The following is a 19,229-nucleotide window of genomic DNA, read 5'->3' on the forward strand; positions in this document are numbered from 1 at the left end:
AGCAGCAAGTGATGATTCACTCAGACCAAGGCAGTCAGTTCAGTAGCTCAGATTGGCAAAGCTTCCTGAAGGCCAACAATGTGATCAGCAGCATGAGCCGACGGGGAAACTGCCACGACAATGCCGTAGCCGAGAGCTTTTTCCAGCTTTTGAAGCGGGAGCGAATCCGACGAAAGATCTACGCAACGCGTGACGAAGCCCGAAGTGATATTTTCGATTACATCGAGATGTTCTATAACCCCAAGCGTCGACACAGCAGTGCTATGCAGCTGTCTCCAGTAGAGTATGAGAAACGCTATTTCCTGAGCTTGGAGAGTGTCTAGGAAACCAGGGGCGATTCAAATCGCCGGTTTTTTTCACCAAGCTTTGGATCAATTGATTGCTCGCGACGGGTGTAAATCAGCCAAGATTCGGCGATAGACACTTTATCGCGAGGTGCATAATCTAGGCTTCGAAGCCACGATAGGGAAAAGGATATGGCAGGAGGGAACATCATCTGCGGCACCTTCCAAAGTGCCGACAAATCGGGATCAGCCTTGGAGGCAGTGTTAGATGCACTCCCATTGCAGGCTCACGAACTGGTCGAAAATGTCAAACAGCAACTCGATACAGCCGAATTTGTCCTTATAGAAGTAGAGCAGGCGAAACGCTTGCTTCCATTTTTAAAGGTCTACCAGGCGCAATTGATCGTTGAGATCGGGCACGATGATTGGGCTCGGGCAACGAAGGAGGAAGAGTCTTCGCTTGAAACTGTCGAGGCAAAGTGGGGATCGGGTAAGGGATGGAGACTTTACTGCGTGCGAGATCTCGTAGGTGCTTGTGAAAATGCGCAGATAGAGATGGAACCAGTGTGCATTGCGTTTAGTTAACTGCCTCCAGCCCGTTTTCACACAGCCTGGGTCGAAAGCGGCCAACTGAGATTTACCATTTGCAATTCAGTTGGTGCGAGCAACTGACCATCAAACCATAGACGTAAACGGCTCTGAACAACCCGCAGTCACGGATTTCGATGTACTAAGCAGCCCACCAAATCTAATCAACATCTCGGTGGCGCAAAAAGTGGGGTAAATTTCTATCAGCGGCAAAAAACGAAGGCATAAAAAAATCCAGCCACCGCTAAGTGACTGGATTCTTTGGAGTATTTTGGTCGGGACGGAGTGATTCGAACACTCGACCCCTTGCACCCCATGCAAGTGCGCTACCGGGCTGCGCTACGCCCCGACATCATTCTCAATACCGCTGAGAACGTTGAAGAATGTAACCTAACCTTTTGAATAATGGAAGCTTTTTTTCAAAAATTTCCACTCGTCGCCAACCAGGTCACTTCTTCAACACCACCAACACATCCTCCAACTCCGCAATCATCTGCCGAATCAGCTGCTTGTACTGGCTGGACTCATCCTTGACCTCATCACTGGAGAGCCGTAACCGCGCTCCGCCAATGGTAAAGCCCTGGTCATACAGCAAAGCGCGGATCTGGCGGATCATCAGCACATCCTGGCGCTGATAATACCGCCGGTTGCCACGGCGCTTCACCGGGTTGAGCTGCGGAAATTCCTGCTCCCAGTAGCGCAGCACGTGCGGTTTTACCGCACAGAGCTCGCTGACTTCACCGATGGTGAAGTAGCGTTTGCCCGGGATGGGGGGCAGCTCGTCGTTATGGCTTGGTTCCAGCATAGGCCTCTACCCGGGCTTTCAGCTTCTGCCCTGGACGAAAGGTGACGACGCGGCGCGCGGTGATCGGGATCTCTTCCCCTGTTTTAGGGTTGCGGCCCGGCCGCTGGCGTTTGTCGCGAAGGTCGAAGTTGCCGAAACCGGACAGCTTGACCTGCTCGTTGTCTTCAAGCGCGTGCCGAATTTCTTCGAAAAACAGCTCGACCAGCTCCTTGGCCTCACGCTTGTTAAGCCCCAGCTCCTCGTACAGCCTTTCGGCCATCTCAGCTTTCGTCAGAGCACCCATGCCGTTATTTCCTTAACGTGGTGTTCAACCTTTGTTCAAGCGAGGTGAGGATGGTTTGCAGGGTTTCATTCACCTCATCGTCGTTAAGAGTGCGCGATGGATGTTGCCAGGTCAAGCCGACGGCCAGGCTTTTTCTATCAGGATCAATGCCTTTACCCTGGTAGACGTCAAACAGCCTGAGGTCTGTGAGCCATTCGCCTGCATTGTCACGAATTACTTCAAGCACGGAGCTCGAAGCTACATCACGACCTGCGATCAAGGCCAGGTCACGGCGGGTTTCCGGGAACTTGGACAGCTCGCTGAACTTCGGCAGGCGGCCTTCGACTACATCACCGAGCACCAGCTCGAAGACGAACACCGGGCGGTCGAGGCCGAGGGTCTTGGCCAGCTCCGGGTGGATGGCGCCGAGGTAGCCGACTTCCTTGCCGTCGCGCTCGATGCGGGCGGTCTGGCCTGGGTGCAGGGCTGGGTGCTTGCCGGCGACGAAGCTGAAGTCGCTCAGGGCGCCCGAGTAACCCAGCAGGGCTTCCACGTCGGCTTTGACGTCGAAGAAGTCGATGCCGTCGCGACCGTTGGCCCAGCCTTCTGGCAGGCGGCTGCCGGTGACGACACCGGCGATCATCGGCTGCTGCTTGAGGTCACCGAGCTGGCCGACGAAGCGCAGGCCGCTTTCGAACAGGCGCACGCGGTCTTGCTGGCGGTTGAGGTTGTGCTGCATCGCCTTGACCAGGCCCGGCCACAGCGAGGCGCGCATGGCGGCCATGTCGCTGGAGATGGGGTTGGCCAGCAGCAGCGGCTCGACGCCTGGGGTGAACAGCTCGAACAGTTTCGGGTCGATGAAGCTGTAGGTGATGGCTTCCTGGTAGCCGCGGGCGACCAGCAGACGGCGCAGGTTCGGCAGCTCGCCGCGGGTTTCCGGGCGGGCTTGCGGGGCCAGGCGGGCCTGCGGGTAGCGCACCGGCAGGTTGTTGTAGCCGTACAGGCGGGCCAGCTCTTCGATCAGGTCGACTTCCAGGCTGACGTCGAAGCGGTGGCTTGGGACGGTGACCGTCCACTGCCCTGCCCCATTGGCGCTGGTCTTCAGCTCCAGGGCGTTGAGCAGCTGCTCGACCTGGGCGGCGTCCATCTCCATGCCGAGCATCTGGGTGATGCGTTCGGCGCGCAGGATGATCGGCGCGATATTCGGCAGGTGCTGCTCGCTCACGGTCTCGACGATCGGACCGGCTTCGCCGCCAACAATCTCCAGCACCAGGGCGGTGGCGCGCTCCATGGCTTCGCGGGCCAGTTGCGAGTCCACGCCGCGCTCGTAGCGGTGCGAGGCGTCGGTGTGCAGGCCGTAGGAACGGGCCTTGCCGGCAACGGAAATCGGCTCGAAGAAGGCGCTCTCGAGGAACAGGTCGCGGGTCTTCTCGGTGTTGACGCCGCTGTGCTCGCCACCCATCACGCCGGCAATGGCCAGGGCGCGGGTGTGGTCGGCGATCACCAGGGTATCGGCGCGCAGGGCGACTTCCTGGCCATCCAGCAGGACGAGCTTCTCGCCCTCCTCGGCCATGCGTACGCGGATGCCGCCGTTGATTTCGGCGAGGTCGAAGGCGTGCATCGGCTGGCCGAGTTCGAGCATCACGTAGTTGGTGATGTCGACGGCGGCGTCGATGCTGCGCACGTCGCTGCGGCGCAGGCGCTCGACCATCCACAGCGGGGTCGGCTTGCTCAGGTCGACGTTGCGGATCACGCGGCCCAGGTAGCGTGGGCAGGCGGCCGGGGCGCTGACTTCGACCGGGCGCACTTCGTCGTGGGCAGCCGGTACGGCCGGCACGACCGGGCGGGTGACCGGCACGTCGTACAGGGCGCTGACGTCACGGGCAAGGCCGGCCAGGGACAGGCAGTCGCCGCGGTTCGGGGTCAGGCCGATCTCGATGCTGGCGTCGTCCAGGTTCAGGTACTTGCGAATGTCTTCGCCAACCGGGGCGTCAGCCGCCAATTCCAGCAGGCCGTCGTTCTCTTCGCTGATCTGCAGCTCGGAAGCCGAGCAGAGCATGCCGAACGACTCGACGCCGCGCAGCTTGGCCTTCTTGATCTTGAAGTCGCCCGGCAGTTCGGCGCCGATCATGGCGAACGGGATCTTGATGCCTGGGCGGGCATTCGGGGCGCCGCAGACCACCTGGAAGGTCTCTGCGCCGTTGCTCACCTGGCATACGCGCAGCTTGTCGGCGTCCGGGTGTTGTTCGGTGGTGAGGATCTCGCCCACCACGATGCCGCTGAACTGGCCGGCAGCGGGGGTCACGCTGTCGACTTCGAGGCCGGCCATGGACAGGCGGGCAACCAGTTCGTCACGGGAGACTTGCGGGTTTACCCAACCGCGCAGCCACTGTTCACTGAATTTCATGCTGTTCTCCTGAAAGTTGCGTCGATTGGGCCTAGCGGAATTGAGCCAAGAACCGCAGGTCGTTGTCGAAGAACAGACGCAAATCGTTGACGCCATAGCGCAGCATGGCCAGGCGCTCGGCGCCCATGCCGAAGGCGAAGCCCTGGAACTCTTCCGGGTCGATGCCGGACATGCGCAGCACGTTCGGGTGGACCATGCCGCAGCCCATCACTTCCAGCCAGCCGGTCTGCTTGCACACGCGGCAGCCCTTGCCGGAACACATCACGCACTGGATGTCGACTTCGGCGGAAGGCTCGGTGAAGGGGAAGAACGACGGGCGGAAGCGCACGGCCAGTTCTTTCTCGAAGAACACCCGCAGGAACTCTTCGATGGTGCCCTTGAGGTCGGCGAAGTTGATGCCACGATCGATCAGCAGGCCTTCGACCTGGTGGAACATCGGCGAGTGGGTGATATCCGAGTCGCAACGGTACACACGGCCTGGGCAGACGATGCGGATCGGCGGCTGGGTGCTTTCCATGGTGCGCACCTGTACCGGCGAGGTGTGGGTGCGCAGCAGCATGTTGGCATTGAAATAGAAGGTGTCGTGCATCGCCCGGGCCGGGTGGTGGCCGGGGATGTTGAGCGCTTCGAAGTTGTGGTAGTCGTCTTCGACCTCGGGGCCTTCGGCGATGCCGTAGCCGATGTGGGTGAAGAACTGCTCGATGCGCTCGAGAGTACGGGTGATCGGGTGCAGCCCGCCGGTGGTCTGGCCACGGCCTGGCAGGGTCACGTCGATGCATTCGGCGGCCAGGCGAGCGTTGAGCTCAGCCTCTTCAAAACCGGCCTTGCGTGCGTTGAGCACGTCGGTGACGCGTTCCTTGGCGTCGTTGATCAGCGCGCCGACCTTGGGGCGCTCTTCGGCTGGCAGGTTGCCCAGGGTCTTCATCACCTGGGTCAGTTCGCCTTTCTTGCCGAGGAATTGAACCCGGATCTGTTCCAGGGTAGTGATGTCTTCAGCGCGTTCCACGGCCTCGAGGGCTTGGGCGACCAGCGCGTCCAGGTTTTCCATGTACAGACTCCAGATACGAAAATAGGGGAAGAGCTTTTGAAGGCTCTTCCCCTATCCGATGACGTTTTACACCCGACGGCGCAGGCGCCGCCGGATGATTGTCGTGGGTACTTAAGCCAGTACGGCTTTAGCCTTCTCGACAATCGCAGCAAACGCCGCTTTTTCGTTCACTGCCAGATCGGCCAGAACCTTACGGTCGATTTCGATCGACGCCTTTTTCAGGCCAGCAATCAGACGGCTGTACGACAGACCGTTGGTGCGGGCACCGGCGTTGATACGAGCGATCCACAGTGCGCGGAACTGACGCTTCTTCTGACGACGGTCGCGGTAGGCGTATTGGCCTGCCTTGATGACCGCCTGCTTGGCAACGCGGAATACGCGCGAGCGTGCACCGTAGTAGCCTTTAGCCAGTTTCAGAATTTTCTTGTGACGCTTACGAGCGATGACGCCACGCTTTACACGAGCCATGAGTAACTTCCTCTATCTTTGACCGAAATTAACGTACGCGCAGCATGCGCTCGACTTTTGCCACGTCAGACGGGTGCAGCAGGCTGGCACCGCGCAGTTGACGCTTACGCTTGGTCGACATTTTGGTCAGGATGTGGCTCTTGAAAGCGTGCTTGTGCTTGAAGCCGGAAGCGGTTTTCAGGAAACGCTTCGCAGCACCGCTCTTGGTTTTCATTTTTGGCATGTTGGAACTCCGCATTCGATAAAATTACACAATAATCATCAGGCCTGCCGTGCCCGGGAGATTACTTCTTCTTTTTGGGGGCGATGACCATCATAAGCTGGCGTCCTTCCATCTTCGGATGCTGCTCAACGGTGCCGTATTCGGCGAGGTCGGTTTCGACCCGCTTCAACAGCTCCATGCCCAGCTCCTGGTGGGCCATCTCACGGCCGCGGAATCTCAGAGAGATCTTGGCCTTGTCCCCATCGCTAAGGAAACGTACCAGGTTGCGTAGTTTTACCTGGTAATCCCCTTCTTCCGTCCCTGGACGAAACTTGATTTCTTTGATCTGGATCTGCTTCTGGTTCTTCTTGGCTTCGTTGGCCTGCTTCTTCTTCTCGAAGAGGTGCTTGCCGTAGTCCATCACCTTGCAGACGGGCGGTTGCGCGTCTGCAGAGATTTCCACCAGATCCAGCTTCGCTTCATCAGCGATACGCAGCGCTTCATCAATCGAGACGATGCCAATCTGCTCGCCGTCAGCACCAATTAACCGAACCTCGCGTGCCGAGATATTCTCGTTGATCGGGGCTTTCGGTGCAGTTCGTTTATCGTTTCTCATTTCACGCTTAATAGTCATTACTCCGATTCTTGGCGACCACGCCGGGAAACCGCTTGCGACAGCAGCTCAGCGAACTGCGCGACGGGCATCGAGCCCAGGTCTGCGCCTTCGCGGGTGCGCACAGCGACGGTTTGCGTTTCGACTTCGCGATCCCCTATAACCAAAAGGTAAGGGACACGCAGCAACGTATGCTCGCGGATTTTAAAGCCGATCTTCTCATTTCTCAAGTCCGACTTGGCACGGAATCCGCTACCGTTCAGGGCTTTTTCCACCTCGAGGGCGAAATCGGCCTGCTTGTCGGTGATGTTCATGATCACGGCTTGGGTCGGGGCGAGCCAGGCCGGGAACACGCCGGCGTAGTGCTCGATGAGCATGCCGATGAAGCGTTCGAACGAGCCGAGGATGGCGCGGTGCAGCATCACCGGGCGCACGCGGCTGTTGTCTTCGGCGATGTAGCTGGCGTCCAGGCGCTCCGGCAGGTTCGGGTCGTACTGCAGGGTGCCGCACTGCCAGTTACGGCCGAGGCAGTCGCGCAGGGTGAACTCGATCTTCGGACCGTAGAACGCGCCCTCGCCCGGCTGGTATTCCCACTCCAGGCCCGACTCGTTCAGGGCGTCGGCCAGCGCGCCTTCGGCGCGGTCCCACAGCTCTTCGGAACCCACGCGCTTGGCGGGGCGGGTCGAGAGTTTCATGGCGACCTCGGTGAAACCGAAGTCCTTGTACACATCCAGGGTCAGCTTGATGAAGTCGGCGGCTTCTTTCTTCACCTGGTCTTCGGTGCAGAAGATGTGCGCGTCGTCTTGCACAAAGCCACGCACGCGCATGATGCCGTGCAGGGCGCCGGACGGCTCGTTACGGTGGCAGGCACCGAACTCGGCCAGGCGCAGCGGCAGGTCGCGGTACGATTTGAGGCCCTGGTTGAACACCTGCACATGGCACGGGCAGTTCATCGGTTTTACCGCGTAGTCGCGGTTTTCCGACGAAGTGGTGAACATGTTCTCGGCGTAGTTGGACCAGTGGCCGGAACGCTCCCAGAGGATGCGGTCGACGACCTGCGGGGTCTTGATCTCCTGGTAGCCGTTTTCACGCTGGACCTGGCGCATGTACTGCTCGAGCACCTGGCACACGGTCCAGCCGTTGGCGTGCCAGAACACCATGCCCGGGGCTTCTTCCTGCAGGTGGAACAGGTCGAGCTGCTTGCCGATCTTGCGGTGGTCGCGTTTTTCGGCTTCTTCGATGCGCTGGATGTAGGCGGCCAGCTGCTTCTTGTCGGCCCAGGCGGTGCCGTACACGCGTTGCAGCTGCTCGTTCTTGGCATCGCCGCGCCAGTAGGCGCCGCTCAGCTTGGTCAGCTTGAATGCCTTGAGGAAACGAGTATTCGGCACGTGCGGGCCACGGCACATGTCGACGTATTCTTCGTGGTAGTACAGGCCCATGGCCTGTTCATCCGGCATGTCCTCGACCAGGCGCAGCTTGTAGTCTTCGCCACGCTGGGTGAACACGTCGATGACTTCGGCGCGCGGGGTCATCTTCTTGACGACGTCGTAGTCCGTGTCGATCAGCTGCTGCATGCGCTTTTCGATGGCGGCGAGGTCGTCCGGGGTGAAGGGACGCTCGTAGGCGATGTCGTAATAGAAGCCTTCGTCGATCACCGGGCCGATCACCATGCGGGCGGTCGGGTACAGCTGCTTCACCGCGTGGCCGATCAGGTGGGCGCACGAGTGACGGATGATCTCCAGTCCCTCTTCATCTTTAGGGGTGATGATCTGCAGGGTGGCGTCGTGGTCGATCTTGTCGCAGGCATCGACGAGCTTGCCGTCGACCTTGCCGGCCAAGGTGGCCTTGGCGAGGCCCGCACCAATGGATGCGGCGACTTCGGCTACGGATACCGGCTGGTCGAACGTGCGTTGACTGCCATCGGGAAGAGTAATAACGGGCATGGCGCCTCCTCTCCTAGTGGTGACCCCTACCAAAGGTCACGTGGGTTGGGATGAGCCAGTACAAGATCCGCCCTGCCTTTCCCGCGGGAAAGCCTGCCTCACAGTGGCAGAGACCTTTCGGCCTGCCAGGGTCGAACCAGAGTGACTGGAAGGTAAAAGTTGCAGGCTGCCGGTGGCGAGCCGCAAGCCGAGCATGCTAGCACGCGGGTTGCACCGGGTCGCGGAAATATTTGGAAATTACGCCGCCGGGGTGAACTTGTACGGAAAATTTCCTATCAGACCTTCTGAAGCAACCTACTCTTGATGAGACCTTTACCCAAGGAGTGTCCGGTTATGCGACTTCAGTCCCTTCTGGCTGCCTGCGCCGCAAGCGCCCTGCTGCTGCCTTTGGCTGCCAATGCAGGCAATTTCCCCGCCGGTAAGGAAGCGCACTACATGACCCAGTGCCAACAGGTGGCGAGCGGCCAGGGCGTGGACGCGGCGATGGCGAAGAAGCACTGCGAGTGTGGCGCCCAAGCCATCAAAAAGAACTTCAACGATAAGGAGATCGAAGACCTCGACAGCCAGGACGGCGTTGACGCCAAGCTGATGCAGAAGGCCCAGCAGGTGGTTCAGGCCTCCTGCAAGCCGAAATAACCAGGGTTAGCGGGCCATTTCACGCATCTTTTGCGCTGGATCAACATCCTGCGAAGGTAAAAGGCGCTAGATGCGTAGAAATGGACTATAGTGTCGTCGGTGCCACTGAAGCTTCGCGACATTGCACCCCGATAAAAAATCATGTTTCTGGAGATTCACCCCATGTCCAATCGCCAAACCGGCACCGTCAAGTGGTTCAACGATGAGAAAGGCTTCGGCTTCATCACTCCTCAAGGCGGCGGCGACGACCTGTTCGTACACTTCAAGGCTATCGAAACCGACGGTTTCAAAAGCCTGAAAGAAGGCCAAACTGTTTCCTTCGTCGCCGAAAAAGGCCAGAAGGGCATGCAGGCTGCGCAGGTTCGTCCGGAGTAATTTTCGGATAGCTGCAAAAAAACCCGCCACTTGTGGCGGGTTTTTTATTGCCTGCCAGAATCACGCAGTACCTTTGTGGGAGCGGCCTTGCGTCGCGATAGGGCCGCAAAGCGGCCCCGGCGATCTGTGTTGTGGCGACGAACTTGGGGCCGCTGCGCGCCCCTATCGCGACACAAGGCCGCTCCAACAGGGCGCCAATTCTGGGCTTGGATCAACCGCAGTTGACGCGGGTAACCACACCCTTGTCGTCGACATTCAGGTTCAGCCGCTCGGAGCGGTATTCCAGGGTGATCATGTCGTAAGGCTTGAGGATGCGCGCCATCTGCGAGCCACTAGCCTTGCGCGCCTGCTCCAACAACTCTGGCGAGGCCAGCTTGCCGATGGTGAAGTCGGCGCCACTGGCTTCGCAGCGGCCATCATTGCCGGCCGGGGTGGCCTGGGTACTGCTGCCGCCCGAGGAGCCACCGGTGCTGCAACCTGTCAGAACGGAAGCCACCAGCAAGGTCGCCAGGGAAGCGCGGGTACGGAACATGAATCCTCCTAAATAAATCCGGGAACTGCCTGATGCGACAATTCCTCCAGGCATTTGTTGCACAACCGCACGATTCTGCCTGACTCGGCCACTTGACGCGAAAGGCAATCGTCACCGGATTTTGCACCGAACCGTCGGTTCGGCCAACCGCGCCTCTTATGCTTAAGTCGCAGGTGCCGTCACGCAAAGGCATGATTTACTGCAAGAAGCGGAGCGCGAAACGCCTCCCCTTCGAACGCCAGGACGCGGTATTCGACCTTTCACCCAGGCCCAGCGAGAACCGCCCCATGAGCAGCCATAGCATCGACGCCGATATCAAGGTCAAGTGGGACGAGGGCCAGAGCGCCTACAGCCCGAGCACACCTGAAGAACTGATGCTGATCGCCGTCGACCTGCTAGTGCGCGACCGCGGGGGTGACGCGGCGCGCAGCTTCATCGAGCAAGTGCTCGAGCGCCACGCGCCGCACGAGGCTATTTCAATCGCGCCAGGCGGGCGCTGAGCAGGTCGAAGAAGCCCTGGGCGTCGCCCTCCTCGATCCACATCACGTTGGCCGGCTGCTTGAGCACGCCGTACCAGTCGGCGATGGTCTGACCGAAGGTCGGGCCTTCACGGCTGTCGACTACCATGTGCACCTGGCGGCCCTTGAACAGTTCGGGCTTGAGCAGGTAGGCGATGACGCTGGCGTCGTGCACCGGGCCGCCGGGCATGCCGTAGTTGTCCATGTCGAACTTGATGTAGGCGTTGAGGATGTCCACCACCAGCTTGCTGGCATTGTTGTTCACCGCCGCCAGCTGCTTGAGGCGGGCGTCGCTGGTGAGCACCTTGTGGGTGACGTCCAGCGGCAGGTAGGTCAGCTTGACGCCGCTGGCCAGCACCACTTCGGCGGCGTGGGGGTCGGCGAACAGGTTGAATTCGGCGGCCGGGGTGATGTTGCCGCCGTTGAAGTGGGCGCCACCCATCACCACCACTTCCTTGATGCCGTTGACGATCTCGGGTTTCTGGATCAGCGCCAGGGCCAGGTTGGTCTGCGGGCCGAGCATGGCCACGGTGATGCTGTGGGGCTCAGCAGCGCTCAGGGTGTCGATCAGGTACTGCACGGCATTGCCGTTGGCCAGGGGCTTTTTCGGTTCGTGGACCTGGACGCCGGTCAGGCCTTCCTCGCCGTGGACGTTGGCGGCGTAGATCGGCGTGCGCACCATCGGCCGCCCTGCCCCGGCGTACACCGGGATCTCTTCGCGGCCTGCCCATTCGCGGGCCAGACGGGCGTTGCGCGAGGTCTTTTCCAGACGCACGTTGCCAGCCACGGTAGTGATGGCGCGGATCTTCAGTTCCTCGGGCGAGGCCATGGCCAGCAGCAGGGCCACCACGTCATCGGCGCCGGGGTCGGTATCGATGATCAGGTCGCGGGGCGCGGCCATGACGGCAGTGGCGGCTAGCGCGGACATGAGGACGGCTCCTTGGAGCAGGGATTTGAGGGACATTTAGCACTCCTTGTTGCTAGGGGATGGTTTCAACGGGAGCCGCTTTGCGGCCCTTTCGCCGGCAAGCCGCCCCCACAACCCAACCCGTGGGGGCGGCCTTGCGCTGCGACCGAGGGCAAAGCCCTCGCATTCGGTCTAAAAGGTAACGCCCGCCACCAGGGCAATATTGCTGTAGGGCTTGCACTCCCCCGTACGCACCACGGCCCGGGCCTGGCGACACAGGGCCTTGAAATCGGCATGGCTGAGCACCTGGCGCTGGCCCAGCTCGCCGCCGGCATGCAGCCGCTCGACCTCGGCCAACCCTGGCGGCAAAGCCTGGAACACCTCCTCGGCCAGCACATGGCGCTCGACCTGCATTTCGCTCAGCACCACGCGCAGCACGCTGGCGAAGTCCGGGATGCCCGGCGTCAGCGCCAGGTCGATCAGCTCCACGCCCGACGGCACCGGCAGACCGGCATCACCGATCACCAGGATGTCGCCATGGCCCAGCCCGGCGATGGTCCGCGACAGGGCGATATTCAACAGTGGCGTCTTCTTCATGGCGCCAGCTCCTTCAGGTAAGGGATCGAAGGCTGCGCGCCGACACGGGTCACCGACAACGCGGCGGCGCGCTGGCCGAAGGCGATCGCCTCGCCCTCGGGCAGGCCGCGCGCCAGGCCAGCGGCAAAGCCGCCGACGAAGGTGTCGCCGGCCGCCGTGGTGTCCACCGGCTGCACCCGCGGCGCCGGGAAGTGCCGGCTGCCGGCGGCATCGACCAACAGCGCGCCGTCACCGCCCAGGGTGACAATCACCTTGCCCGCGCCCAGCTGACGCAGACGTTCGGCCGCCCGGCGGGCGCTGTCCTGATCCTCTACCTGCACCCCGGCCAGGGCCTCGGCCTCGCTCTCGTTGGGGATCAGGTAGTCGATGTAGGCATACCACTCCGCCGGCAGCGGCCCGCTGGCCGGCGCCGGGTTGAGGATCACGGTCTTGCCCAGCTCGCGGCCACGGGCCAGGGTCCAGGCCACGGTGGCGGTGGGCACCTCAAGCTGGCAGATGATCACCTCGGCGCCCTGCAGCAGGTGGTCGAAGCGGCTCACCGACTCGGGCCCGAGCAGGCCGTTGCCGCCGGGAATGACGACGATGGCGTTCTGGCTGGCGGCATCCACCACGATCAGCGCCACACCGCTGGACACGCCCTCGCACAGGCTCACGCCCTGGCAATCGACACCCTCGCGCTTCAACGCCTGGCGCAACTGCTGGCCATATGCGTCATCACCGACGTTACCGACCATTGCCACGCTGGCGCCCAGCCGCGCGGCGGCCACCGCCTGGTTGGCGCCCTTGCCGCCGGGCGCGGTGAAAAAGCTTTCGCCGGGCAAGGTCTCGCCGCCCCGGGGCAGGCGCTGGGCGCGGGCCACCAGGTCCATGTTGAGGCTGCCGACCACCACCACCTTGGCATCCATGGGTATTCCTTAACGGTAATCGTTGAACAGGTCCGGGCGCGGCCCGGTGGATTCACGCAAAACGATGCGCGGGGCGACGATGCGCTGCTCGGCGCCGCCTTCGCGCCGTGGCGTGACGATGCGCGACAGCAACAGGCCGGCGGCGCTCTCGCCCAGTTCACGGATCGACTGGCCGACCGTGGTCAGCGCCGGGTACACATAGCGGCTCAGCTCGATATCGTCGAAGCCGATCACCGACAGCTCCCCGGGCACGTCGATGTTGCGCTCGGCGGCGGCGCGCAAAACGCCGAAGCCGATCATGTCGTTACCGGCGAAGATCGCCGTGGGCCGCTCGCCGTCGAGCAGGCGCGCCGCGGCGGCATGCCCGCCAGGGCTGGTGAAGTCGCTGTGCAGCACATGGCCGGGGGCAACGCGCACGCCGGCCTCGGCCATCGCCCGGCGGAAACCGGCCATGCGCAGCTGGCTGACACCGGTGTCCACCGGGCCGCCGATGGTGGCGATCTCGCGGTGCCCCAGCTCCAGCAGGTGGCGGGTGGCCAGGTAGGCGCCCTGCTCGTGGTCGATGCGCACCAGGTCGGCCTCGACGCCGTCCAGGGCGCGGTCGACGATGACCATCGGCGTGCGCACGCCGCTGAGGCTGTCGAGCAGGTCCTGGTCCTCGCCCACCGAGGCGACGATCAGCCCGTCGATGCGCTTTTCCAGCAACACACGCAGGTAGCTGCGCTGCTTCTGCGGGTCGTCGTCGGAGTTGCACAGGATCACGCAGTAGCCATTGCGCTCGCAGGCGTCCTCGATGCCCCGGGCCAACTCGGCAAAGTACGGGTTGACGCTGTTGGGCACCAGCAGGCCGATGGTGGCGGTGCTGCGCGCCTTGAGCGAGCGGGCCACGGCGCTGGGCACGTAGTCGAGCTCGGCGATCGCCGCCTCGACCTTCAGGCGCACGTGCTCGCTGACCGGGCGGGTCTTGTTCAGTACATGGGACACGGTGGTGTAGGAAATCCCCGCCAGTGCCGCGACGTCTTTGATGGTTGCCATGGTTTCAGTTCCGCCGGTTCGCGCGCCGGCTGCGGTAAGTGTCGAGTACCACGGCGATGACGATCACCGCCCCGGTGATGATGCGTTTGGTCGGCTCCGAAGCGCCGATCTGGGCCAAGCCTGCGGCCAGCACCGAAATGATCAGCACGCCGAAGAAGGTGCTGATGACCGAGCCGCGGCCTCCCATCAGGCTGGTGCCGCCGATCACCACGGCGGCGATCACCTGCAGCTCGAGGCCGGAGCCGGCGTTGGGATCGGCGGCTTCCAGACGGGAGATCTGGAACAGCGCGGCGAGGCCGGCGAGCACGCCCATCAGGGCGAATACCAGGATCTTGTACGGACGCGGGTCGATGCCGGCCAGGCGCACGGCCTCTTCATTGGTGCCGATGCCGATCAGGTAGCGGCCGAACACGGTGCGGGTCAGCACCAGCTGGGCGGCAACGATCACCAGCAAGGCGATGATGAAGGCCGGCGAGATGCCGAAGGCGATGGGGTTGGAGAACCACGCAAAGGCGTCGCCGATGTAGGCGGTACGCGAGTCGGTGAACTGGTAGGCCAGGCCACGGGCCATCTCCAGCACGCCCAGCGAGACGATGAACGAGGGGATGCGCCAGGCCACAGTGATGCTGCCGGTGACGGTGCCGGCCAACGCGGCCACGGCCATGCCCAGCAGCGCGGCAGGGAGCACGCTCCAGCCCCAGCCGAGGATCGCCACGCTGACCGTCGAGGCGGCCAGAGCCAGCACCGAGCCCACCGACAGGTCGATGCCGCCGATGATCAGGACGAAGGTCATGCCCACCGCCAGCACCATCAAGTCGGGGATCTGGTTGGCCAGGGTGCTGAAGGTGGCGTAGGACAGGAAGTGGCTGCTCAGCATCGAGAACAGCACGATCATCGCCAGCAAGGCGCCGGCCAGGCCCAGGTAGGTGCCCAGGCCGAAATAGGTGCCGCTGCGGCGCACGGGCGCGGCGCCCGATGTATTTGTTGTGGTTTTCATGCGTCCATCCTGGGGGCTGCGTCGTGCAGCAGGGCATCACGTTTCTGGTAGCCGGCGAAGGCGGCGGCAAGCAGTTGGTCCTGGGTCCAGTGATCACGGTCGAAGGTGTCGATCAGACGACCGGCGCTGAGCACGGCAATACGGTCGCAGATCAGCATCAGCTCGCGCAGGTCGCTGGACACCACGACGATGGCCTTGCCCTGGCGGGCGAGCTCGGCGAGCAGGCCATAAATGTCGAACTTGGCGCCGACGTCGATACCGCGGGTGGGCTCGTCGAACAGCAGCACCTGGCAGTTGCGCTCCAGCCAGCGGCCGATCACCACCTTCTGCTGGTTGCCGCCAGACAGCTCGCCCACGGCTTGGGCAGGGCTGGCACTGCGGATGCGCATGGCGCCGATCTGGCGCTCGGCCAGCGCGCGCTCGGCGTCGCGGTCGAGCACGCCGGCGCGGGACACGGCACCGAGGTTGCCCAAGGCGATGTTGGCGCTGATCGACTGGCTCAGCAGCAGGCCTTCGCCCTTACGGTCCTCGGTGATCAGCGCAATGCCGGCCTTGACCGCGGCCTTGGGCGAATCGATGACCACCGGCACCGGCGGCTGGCCGAGGGCGACCTGGCCGCTGTCGGCGCGGTCGGCGCCGTAGATCAGGCGCAGCAACTCGGTGCGCCCGGCGCCGATCAGGCCGGAGATGCCGAAGATCTCCCCTGCCCTGACCTCGAACGACACCTCGCGCACTTTGTCGCCACGGCTGAGCTTGTCGACCTTGAGCAGCGGCGCGCCGATGCTGCGCTGGCCGAGGTCGATATGCTCGCCCAGCTCGCGACCGACCATCAGGTTGACCAGTTGCTCGCTGTTGTAGCGCTGGATCGGCTCGGCGCACACCAGCTTGCCGTCGCGCAGCACGGCGATGCGCTGGGCCACGCGTTGCAGCTCTTCGAGGCGATGGGAGATATAGACGATGGCCACGCCGCGCTGGCGCAGGCGCTCGACCTGGGTGAACAACAGCTCCACCTCGCGGGCGGTGAGCATGGCCGTGGGTTCGTCGAAGATCAGCACATGGCAGTCGCCGATCAGGTTGCGGGCGATCTCGACCATCTGCTGGTGGCCGATGCCCAGCTCGCCCACAGGGGTGTCCGGGTCGATGGCGTCCAGGCCGACCTGGGCCATGGCCGCGCTGGCCAGCTGGCGCAGGCGCTTCTGGCTGACCCAGCCGAGGCGGCTGGGCAGGTTGTCGAGGAACAGGTTCTCGGCCACGGTCAGGGTGGGCAGCAGGTTGAGCTCCTGCATCACCATGCGCACGCCAAGGCGCTCGGCCTCGGCGCGGTTGCCGGGGCTGTAGGGCTGGCCGCGATAGCGCATCTGCCCGGTGGTGGGGATCTCCAGGCCGCTGATCAGCTTGGACAGGGTCGACTTGCCCGCGCCGTTCTCGCCGGTCAGGGCCAGCACCTCGCCGCCGCGCAGCTCGAGGGTGACATCACCGAGCACGGGCTGGGCGTAGGTCTTGCCCAGACCGCTGACGGCTAGCACGGTTTCATTGGCCGATACTGACATGGCCATACTCTCCTAGGTTGGCACAACACCCCGGTAGGCGCGGGCTTGCCCTGCGAAGCCGTCGACGCGGCGCATGGCACCGGTCAGGCCGGTGATCACGGGGCAAGCCTGCTCCTACAGGGATCACAACATCACTGGGTAATCAGCTCGACCGGCGTCTGGATGACATTGTCGGCATCCACGCCCGGCTGCTCGCCCTTGAGCATCTTCAGCGCCGCCTGGATGCCGAACACCGCCTGCTGGCTGGCCGCCTGGTCGAGGGTGGCGAGCACACGGCCATCCTTGAGCATCGGTTTGATGGCGTTGATGTTGTCGTAGCCGACCACCTGCACCTGGCCGGTCTTGCCGGCGGCGCGCACGGCCGAGACGGCCCCCAGGGCCATGCTGTCATTGCCGGCAAGCAGCGCCTTCAGCTCGGGGTATTCGTTGAGCATCGAGGCGGCCACGGCGTTGCCCTTGTCGATCTCCCAGTTGCCCGACTGCACCGAGACGATCTTCATCTGCGCGGCTTCCATGGCGTCCTTGAAGCCGGCGGTGCGCTGCTGGGCGTTGGTGGTGGTCGGCACGCCTTCGATGATGCCGACCTGATCGCCGGCCTTGAGCTTCTGCTGGGCCAGGTAGTCGCCGACCAGGCGCGCGCCCTTGCGGTTGTCCGGGCCCACGAACGGCACGCTGATGCCCTTGCTCTTGAGCACGGCAGGGTCGAGACGGTTGTCGATGTTGATCACGGTGATGCCGGCGTCCATGGCCTTCTTGATCACCGGCACCAACGCCTTGGAGTCGGCCGGGGCGATGACCAGGGCATTGGCGCCGGTGGCGATCATCTGCTCGACGATGCGGATCTGGTTGCCGGTGTCGGTCTCGTCCTTGATGCCGTTTGCCACCAGGGTGAAATCGTTCGGGTGCTCTTTCTGGTAGGCCTTGGCGCCGTCCTCCATGGTGCGGAAGAACTCGTTGGCGAGGGATTTCATCACCAGGGCGACCTTGGGCGCTTCCTCGGCGTGGGCAGTGGAGAGGGCGAAGATCAGCGAGGAGAAAACGGCGAGGGCCAGTGGACGGCCGGGGAACGGCAGTTTCATGGAAATGACTCCGAATCTTGTGGTTTTTATCGGATCGCAAACGTTTGCGGTGATCAACTATGGAAACAGCCGTAGGTTTTGTCAAATCCATTGCGTAGGCAGCCACAGCTCCACGCGTCGGATTATCCGCAATCCATCCGAAAAACCGAACATTTTTCCTACATAAATTCGGCCAGCCGAACAAAGACTACCTTCCTGACCCTGCGGTCGATTCGAGTACCCCCAGTCAAAACAGGGGTTTCAAGATGAAATTCGACGAACGGTAGTTGCTGGTACGAAATCTGCCTTATCCCAGTGCGACATAACGCACATCTCCTCCAGGAAGAGAGAAGCAGAAATGATGAAAACCGCTATCAAGACCTTCGCACCGAGCGCCCTGGCGCTGCTACTGGTACTGCCGACCACCGTTTCCGCCAAGGAAGCCGCGCAACAACAGAAACTCGCCAACGTGGTGATCCTGGCCACCGGCGGCACCATCGCCGGCGCCGGCGCCAGTGCCGCCAACAGCGCCACCTACCAGGCCGCCAAGCTGGGCATCGACAAGCTGATCGCCGGCGTGCCGGAGCTGCAGGACCTGGCCAACGTGCGCGGTGAGCAGGTGATGCAGATCGCCTCGGAGAGCATCGGCAACGACGACCTGCTCAAGCTGGGCAAGCGTGTCGCCGAACTGGCCGACAGCAAGGACGTCGATGGCATCGTCATCACCCACGGCACCGACACCCTGGAAGAAACCGCCTACTTCCTCAACCTGGTGGAAAAGACCGACAAGCCGATCATCGTGGTCGGCTCGATGCGCCCGGGCACCGCGATGTCCGCCGACGGCATGCTCAACCTGTACAACGCCGTGGCCGTGGCCAGCAGCAAGGACGCCCGCGGCAAGGGCGTGCTGGTGACCATGAACGACGAGATCCAGTCCGGTCGTGACGTGAGCAAGGCGGTCAACATCAAGACCGAAGCCTTCAAGAGCCAGTGGGGCCCATTGGGCATGGTGGTGGAAGGCAAGTCGTACTTCTTCCGCCTGCCGGCCAAGCGCCACACGGTCAACTCCGAGTTCGACATCAAGACCATCAGCAAGCTGCCGGCCGTGGACATTGCCTACGGCTACGGCAACGTGACCGACACCGCCTACAAGGCGCTGGCCCAGGGTGGCGCCAAGGCGATCATCCACGCCGGCACCGGCAATGGCTCGGTATCGTCGCGCGTGGTACCGGCGCTGCAGGAGCTGCGCAAGGACGGCGTGCAGATCATCCGTTCGTCCCACGTCAACCAGGGCGGCTTCGTGCTGCGCAACGCCGAACAGCCTGACGACAAGAACGACTGGGTCGTGGCCCACGACCTGAACCCGCAGAAGGCGCGGATCCTGGCGATGGTCGCGATGACCAAGACCCAGGACAGCAAGGAGCTGCAGCGGATCTTCTGGGAATATTGATCGGCCTGCGCCTCGGGCTGGTGTGTTGAACATAGCGGCCCTATCGCGG

The 19,229-nt window shown here is 62.7% G+C and carries 22 protein-coding genes and 1 tRNA gene; 6 read left to right on the forward strand and 17 right to left on the reverse strand.

Features of this window, described 5'->3' with window-relative positions:
* Nucleotides 1-323, forward strand: a 323-nt coding sequence (locus AC25ND_RS00005; RefSeq protein WP_143075306.1) for an IS3 family transposase, incomplete at its 5' end; no start/stop codon positions are given.
* Between the two features lie 153 nt (nucleotides 324-476).
* Nucleotides 477-869, forward strand: coding sequence for a hypothetical protein (locus AC25ND_RS00010; RefSeq protein ID WP_186711847.1), 393 nt, complete (start codon nucleotides 477-479; stop codon nucleotides 867-869).
* Between the two features lie 275 nt (nucleotides 870-1,144).
* Here AC25ND_RS00010 and AC25ND_RS00015 read toward each other — a convergent pair.
* The 9 genes from AC25ND_RS00015 to thrS all read right to left on the reverse strand — a co-directional run bounded on the left by AC25ND_RS00015 (nucleotide 1,145) and on the right by thrS (nucleotide 8,620).
* Nucleotides 1,145-1,221 (reverse strand) — tRNA-Pro (locus AC25ND_RS00015).
* Nucleotides 1,222-1,320: 99 nt separating this feature from the next.
* Entirely contained in the window at nucleotides 1,321-1,677 is a 357-nt protein-coding gene (locus tag AC25ND_RS00020; RefSeq protein ID WP_011533210.1) for a MerR family transcriptional regulator, read from the reverse strand.
* Nucleotides 1,658-1,960, reverse strand: a complete 303-nt coding sequence (gene ihfA / locus AC25ND_RS00025; protein ID WP_009394049.1) for an integration host factor subunit alpha — start codon at nucleotides 1,958-1,960, stop codon at nucleotides 1,658-1,660. Before ihfA ends, AC25ND_RS00020 begins: the two co-directional genes overlap by 20 nt.
* Before the next feature lie 4 nt (nucleotides 1,961-1,964).
* A complete protein-coding gene (gene pheT, locus AC25ND_RS00030) occupies nucleotides 1,965-4,346 on the reverse strand; it encodes a phenylalanine--tRNA ligase subunit beta (RefSeq protein ID WP_486972532.1) in 2,382 nt (793 codons plus the stop codon).
* Nucleotides 4,347-4,377: 31 nt separating this feature from the next.
* The gene (pheS, locus tag AC25ND_RS00035) at nucleotides 4,378-5,394 is read right to left on the reverse strand and encodes a phenylalanine--tRNA ligase subunit alpha (RefSeq protein ID WP_028691467.1); all 1,017 of its coding nucleotides are present in this window, start codon (nucleotides 5,392-5,394) and stop codon (nucleotides 4,378-4,380) included.
* 111 nt (nucleotides 5,395-5,505) lie between these two features.
* Nucleotides 5,506-5,862 (reverse strand): 50S ribosomal protein L20, encoded by a 357-nt coding sequence (rplT, locus tag AC25ND_RS00040; RefSeq protein WP_003250671.1) that lies wholly within the window; start codon nucleotides 5,860-5,862, stop codon nucleotides 5,506-5,508.
* 28 nt (nucleotides 5,863-5,890) lie between these two features.
* Nucleotides 5,891-6,085: a 50S ribosomal protein L35 gene (gene rpmI / locus AC25ND_RS00045; protein ID WP_003250667.1), complete on the reverse strand. Its 195-nt coding sequence runs from the start codon at nucleotides 6,083-6,085 to the stop codon at nucleotides 5,891-5,893.
* A 61-nt stretch (nucleotides 6,086-6,146) separates the two neighbouring features.
* Complete coding sequence (infC, locus tag AC25ND_RS00050; RefSeq protein ID WP_011533207.1) at nucleotides 6,147-6,698, reverse strand: translation initiation factor IF-3; 552 nt, start codon at nucleotides 6,696-6,698, stop codon at nucleotides 6,147-6,149.
* Nucleotides 6,698-8,620 carry a threonine--tRNA ligase gene (gene thrS / locus AC25ND_RS00055; RefSeq protein WP_486976006.1) on the reverse strand — a complete coding sequence of 641 codons (1,923 nt, stop codon included), beginning with the start codon at nucleotides 8,618-8,620 and terminating at the stop codon, nucleotides 6,698-6,700. The genes infC and thrS overlap by 1 nt, the downstream gene beginning before the upstream one ends.
* Before the next feature lie 333 nt (nucleotides 8,621-8,953).
* Between thrS and AC25ND_RS00060 the strand changes: the two genes are divergently transcribed.
* A complete protein-coding gene (locus AC25ND_RS00060; protein WP_028691464.1) occupies nucleotides 8,954-9,256 on the forward strand; it encodes a hypothetical protein in 303 nt (100 codons plus the stop codon).
* Between the two features lie 162 nt (nucleotides 9,257-9,418).
* Nucleotides 9,419-9,631, forward strand: a complete 213-nt coding sequence (locus AC25ND_RS00065; protein ID WP_007956027.1) for a cold-shock protein — start codon at nucleotides 9,419-9,421, stop codon at nucleotides 9,629-9,631.
* 211 nt (nucleotides 9,632-9,842) lie between these two features.
* On the opposite strand, the gene AC25ND_RS00070 is transcribed toward AC25ND_RS00065, so the two are convergent.
* Complete coding sequence (locus tag AC25ND_RS00070; RefSeq protein WP_486976007.1) at nucleotides 9,843-10,163, reverse strand: I78 family peptidase inhibitor; 321 nt, start codon at nucleotides 10,161-10,163, stop codon at nucleotides 9,843-9,845.
* A gap of 287 nt (nucleotides 10,164-10,450) precedes the next feature.
* Between AC25ND_RS00070 and AC25ND_RS00075 the strand changes: the two genes are divergently transcribed.
* Nucleotides 10,451-10,663 (forward strand): hypothetical protein, encoded by a 213-nt coding sequence (locus AC25ND_RS00075; RefSeq protein ID WP_028691462.1) that lies wholly within the window; start codon nucleotides 10,451-10,453, stop codon nucleotides 10,661-10,663.
* Here AC25ND_RS00075 and AC25ND_RS00080 read toward each other — a convergent pair.
* The 7 genes from AC25ND_RS00080 to AC25ND_RS00110 form a co-directional block, all read right to left on the reverse strand.
* Nucleotides 10,635-11,645, reverse strand: a complete 1,011-nt coding sequence (locus AC25ND_RS00080; protein ID WP_088851930.1) for a nucleoside hydrolase — start codon at nucleotides 11,643-11,645, stop codon at nucleotides 10,635-10,637. The genes AC25ND_RS00075 and AC25ND_RS00080 overlap by 29 nt on opposite strands.
* Before the next feature lie 135 nt (nucleotides 11,646-11,780).
* Nucleotides 11,781-12,185: a D-ribose pyranase gene (rbsD, locus tag AC25ND_RS00085; RefSeq protein ID WP_028691460.1), complete on the reverse strand. Its 405-nt coding sequence runs from the start codon at nucleotides 12,183-12,185 to the stop codon at nucleotides 11,781-11,783.
* On the reverse strand, nucleotides 12,182-13,090 hold the full coding sequence (gene rbsK / locus AC25ND_RS00090; RefSeq protein ID WP_069017411.1) for a ribokinase: 909 nt from the start codon (nucleotides 13,088-13,090) through the stop codon (nucleotides 12,182-12,184). Before rbsK ends, rbsD begins: the two co-directional genes overlap by 4 nt.
* Before the next feature lie 9 nt (nucleotides 13,091-13,099).
* Nucleotides 13,100-14,125, reverse strand: coding sequence for a LacI family DNA-binding transcriptional regulator (locus AC25ND_RS00095; RefSeq protein WP_062361001.1), 1,026 nt, complete (start codon nucleotides 14,123-14,125; stop codon nucleotides 13,100-13,102).
* Between the two features lie 4 nt (nucleotides 14,126-14,129).
* Nucleotides 14,130-15,122 (reverse strand): ABC transporter permease, encoded by a 993-nt coding sequence (locus AC25ND_RS00100; RefSeq protein WP_028691457.1) that lies wholly within the window; start codon nucleotides 15,120-15,122, stop codon nucleotides 14,130-14,132.
* The gene (locus AC25ND_RS00105; RefSeq protein WP_486976008.1) at nucleotides 15,119-16,672 is read right to left on the reverse strand and encodes a sugar ABC transporter ATP-binding protein; all 1,554 of its coding nucleotides are present in this window, start codon (nucleotides 16,670-16,672) and stop codon (nucleotides 15,119-15,121) included. The genes AC25ND_RS00100 and AC25ND_RS00105 overlap by 4 nt, the downstream gene beginning before the upstream one ends.
* Nucleotides 16,673-16,803: 131 nt before the next feature.
* Nucleotides 16,804-17,751, reverse strand: coding sequence for a sugar ABC transporter substrate-binding protein (locus AC25ND_RS00110; protein ID WP_028691455.1), 948 nt, complete (start codon nucleotides 17,749-17,751; stop codon nucleotides 16,804-16,806).
* 340 nt (nucleotides 17,752-18,091) lie between these two features.
* Between AC25ND_RS00110 and AC25ND_RS00115 the strand changes: the two genes are divergently transcribed.
* Nucleotides 18,092-19,180 (forward strand): asparaginase, encoded by a 1,089-nt coding sequence (locus tag AC25ND_RS00115; RefSeq protein ID WP_028691454.1) that lies wholly within the window; start codon nucleotides 18,092-18,094, stop codon nucleotides 19,178-19,180.
* Nucleotides 19,181-19,229 lie beyond the last annotated feature (49 nt).

The organism is Pseudomonas sp. P110(2024) (genome assembly GCF_057480795.1).

Excerpts from the sequence above, each read along its gene's own strand:
- AC25ND_RS00115 (WP_028691454.1), top strand. The coding sequence starts at position 18,092 with ATGAAAACCGCTATCAAGACCTTCGCACCGAGCGCCCTGGCGCTGCTA.
- pheT (WP_486972532.1), bottom strand. The coding sequence starts at position 4,346 with ATGAAATTCAGTGAACAGTGGCTGCGCGGTTGGGTAAACCCGCAAGTC.
- AC25ND_RS00110 (WP_028691455.1), bottom strand. The coding sequence starts at position 17,751 with ATGAAACTGCCGTTCCCCGGCCGTCCACTGGCCCTCGCCGTTTTCTCC.
- ihfA (WP_009394049.1), bottom strand. The coding sequence starts at position 1,960 with ATGGGTGCTCTGACGAAAGCTGAGATGGCCGAAAGGCTGTACGAGGAG.
- AC25ND_RS00010 (WP_186711847.1), top strand. The coding sequence starts at position 477 with ATGGCAGGAGGGAACATCATCTGCGGCACCTTCCAAAGTGCCGACAAA.
- thrS (WP_486976006.1), bottom strand. The coding sequence starts at position 8,620 with ATGCCCGTTATTACTCTTCCCGATGGCAGTCAACGCACGTTCGACCAG.
- AC25ND_RS00075 (WP_028691462.1), top strand. The coding sequence starts at position 10,451 with ATGAGCAGCCATAGCATCGACGCCGATATCAAGGTCAAGTGGGACGAG.
- rbsK (WP_069017411.1), bottom strand. The coding sequence starts at position 13,090 with ATGGATGCCAAGGTGGTGGTGGTCGGCAGCCTCAACATGGACCTGGTG.
- AC25ND_RS00060 (WP_028691464.1), top strand. The coding sequence starts at position 8,954 with ATGCGACTTCAGTCCCTTCTGGCTGCCTGCGCCGCAAGCGCCCTGCTG.
- AC25ND_RS00095 (WP_062361001.1), bottom strand. The coding sequence starts at position 14,125 with ATGGCAACCATCAAAGACGTCGCGGCACTGGCGGGGATTTCCTACACC.
- AC25ND_RS00080 (WP_088851930.1), bottom strand. The coding sequence starts at position 11,645 with ATGTCCCTCAAATCCCTGCTCCAAGGAGCCGTCCTCATGTCCGCGCTA.
- AC25ND_RS00020 (WP_011533210.1), bottom strand. The coding sequence starts at position 1,677 with ATGCTGGAACCAAGCCATAACGACGAGCTGCCCCCCATCCCGGGCAAA.
- rplT (WP_003250671.1), bottom strand. The coding sequence starts at position 5,862 with ATGGCTCGTGTAAAGCGTGGCGTCATCGCTCGTAAGCGTCACAAGAAA.
- rpmI (WP_003250667.1), bottom strand. The coding sequence starts at position 6,085 with ATGCCAAAAATGAAAACCAAGAGCGGTGCTGCGAAGCGTTTCCTGAAA.
- AC25ND_RS00105 (WP_486976008.1), bottom strand. The coding sequence starts at position 16,672 with ATGTCAGTATCGGCCAATGAAACCGTGCTAGCCGTCAGCGGTCTGGGC.
- AC25ND_RS00100 (WP_028691457.1), bottom strand. The coding sequence starts at position 15,122 with ATGAAAACCACAACAAATACATCGGGCGCCGCGCCCGTGCGCCGCAGC.
- pheS (WP_028691467.1), bottom strand. The coding sequence starts at position 5,394 with ATGGAAAACCTGGACGCGCTGGTCGCCCAAGCCCTCGAGGCCGTGGAA.
- AC25ND_RS00065 (WP_007956027.1), top strand. The coding sequence starts at position 9,419 with ATGTCCAATCGCCAAACCGGCACCGTCAAGTGGTTCAACGATGAGAAA.
- infC (WP_011533207.1), bottom strand. The coding sequence starts at position 6,698 with ATGACTATTAAGCGTGAAATGAGAAACGATAAACGAACTGCACCGAAA.
- rbsD (WP_028691460.1), bottom strand. The coding sequence starts at position 12,185 with ATGAAGAAGACGCCACTGTTGAATATCGCCCTGTCGCGGACCATCGCC.
- AC25ND_RS00070 (WP_486976007.1), bottom strand. The coding sequence starts at position 10,163 with ATGTTCCGTACCCGCGCTTCCCTGGCGACCTTGCTGGTGGCTTCCGTT.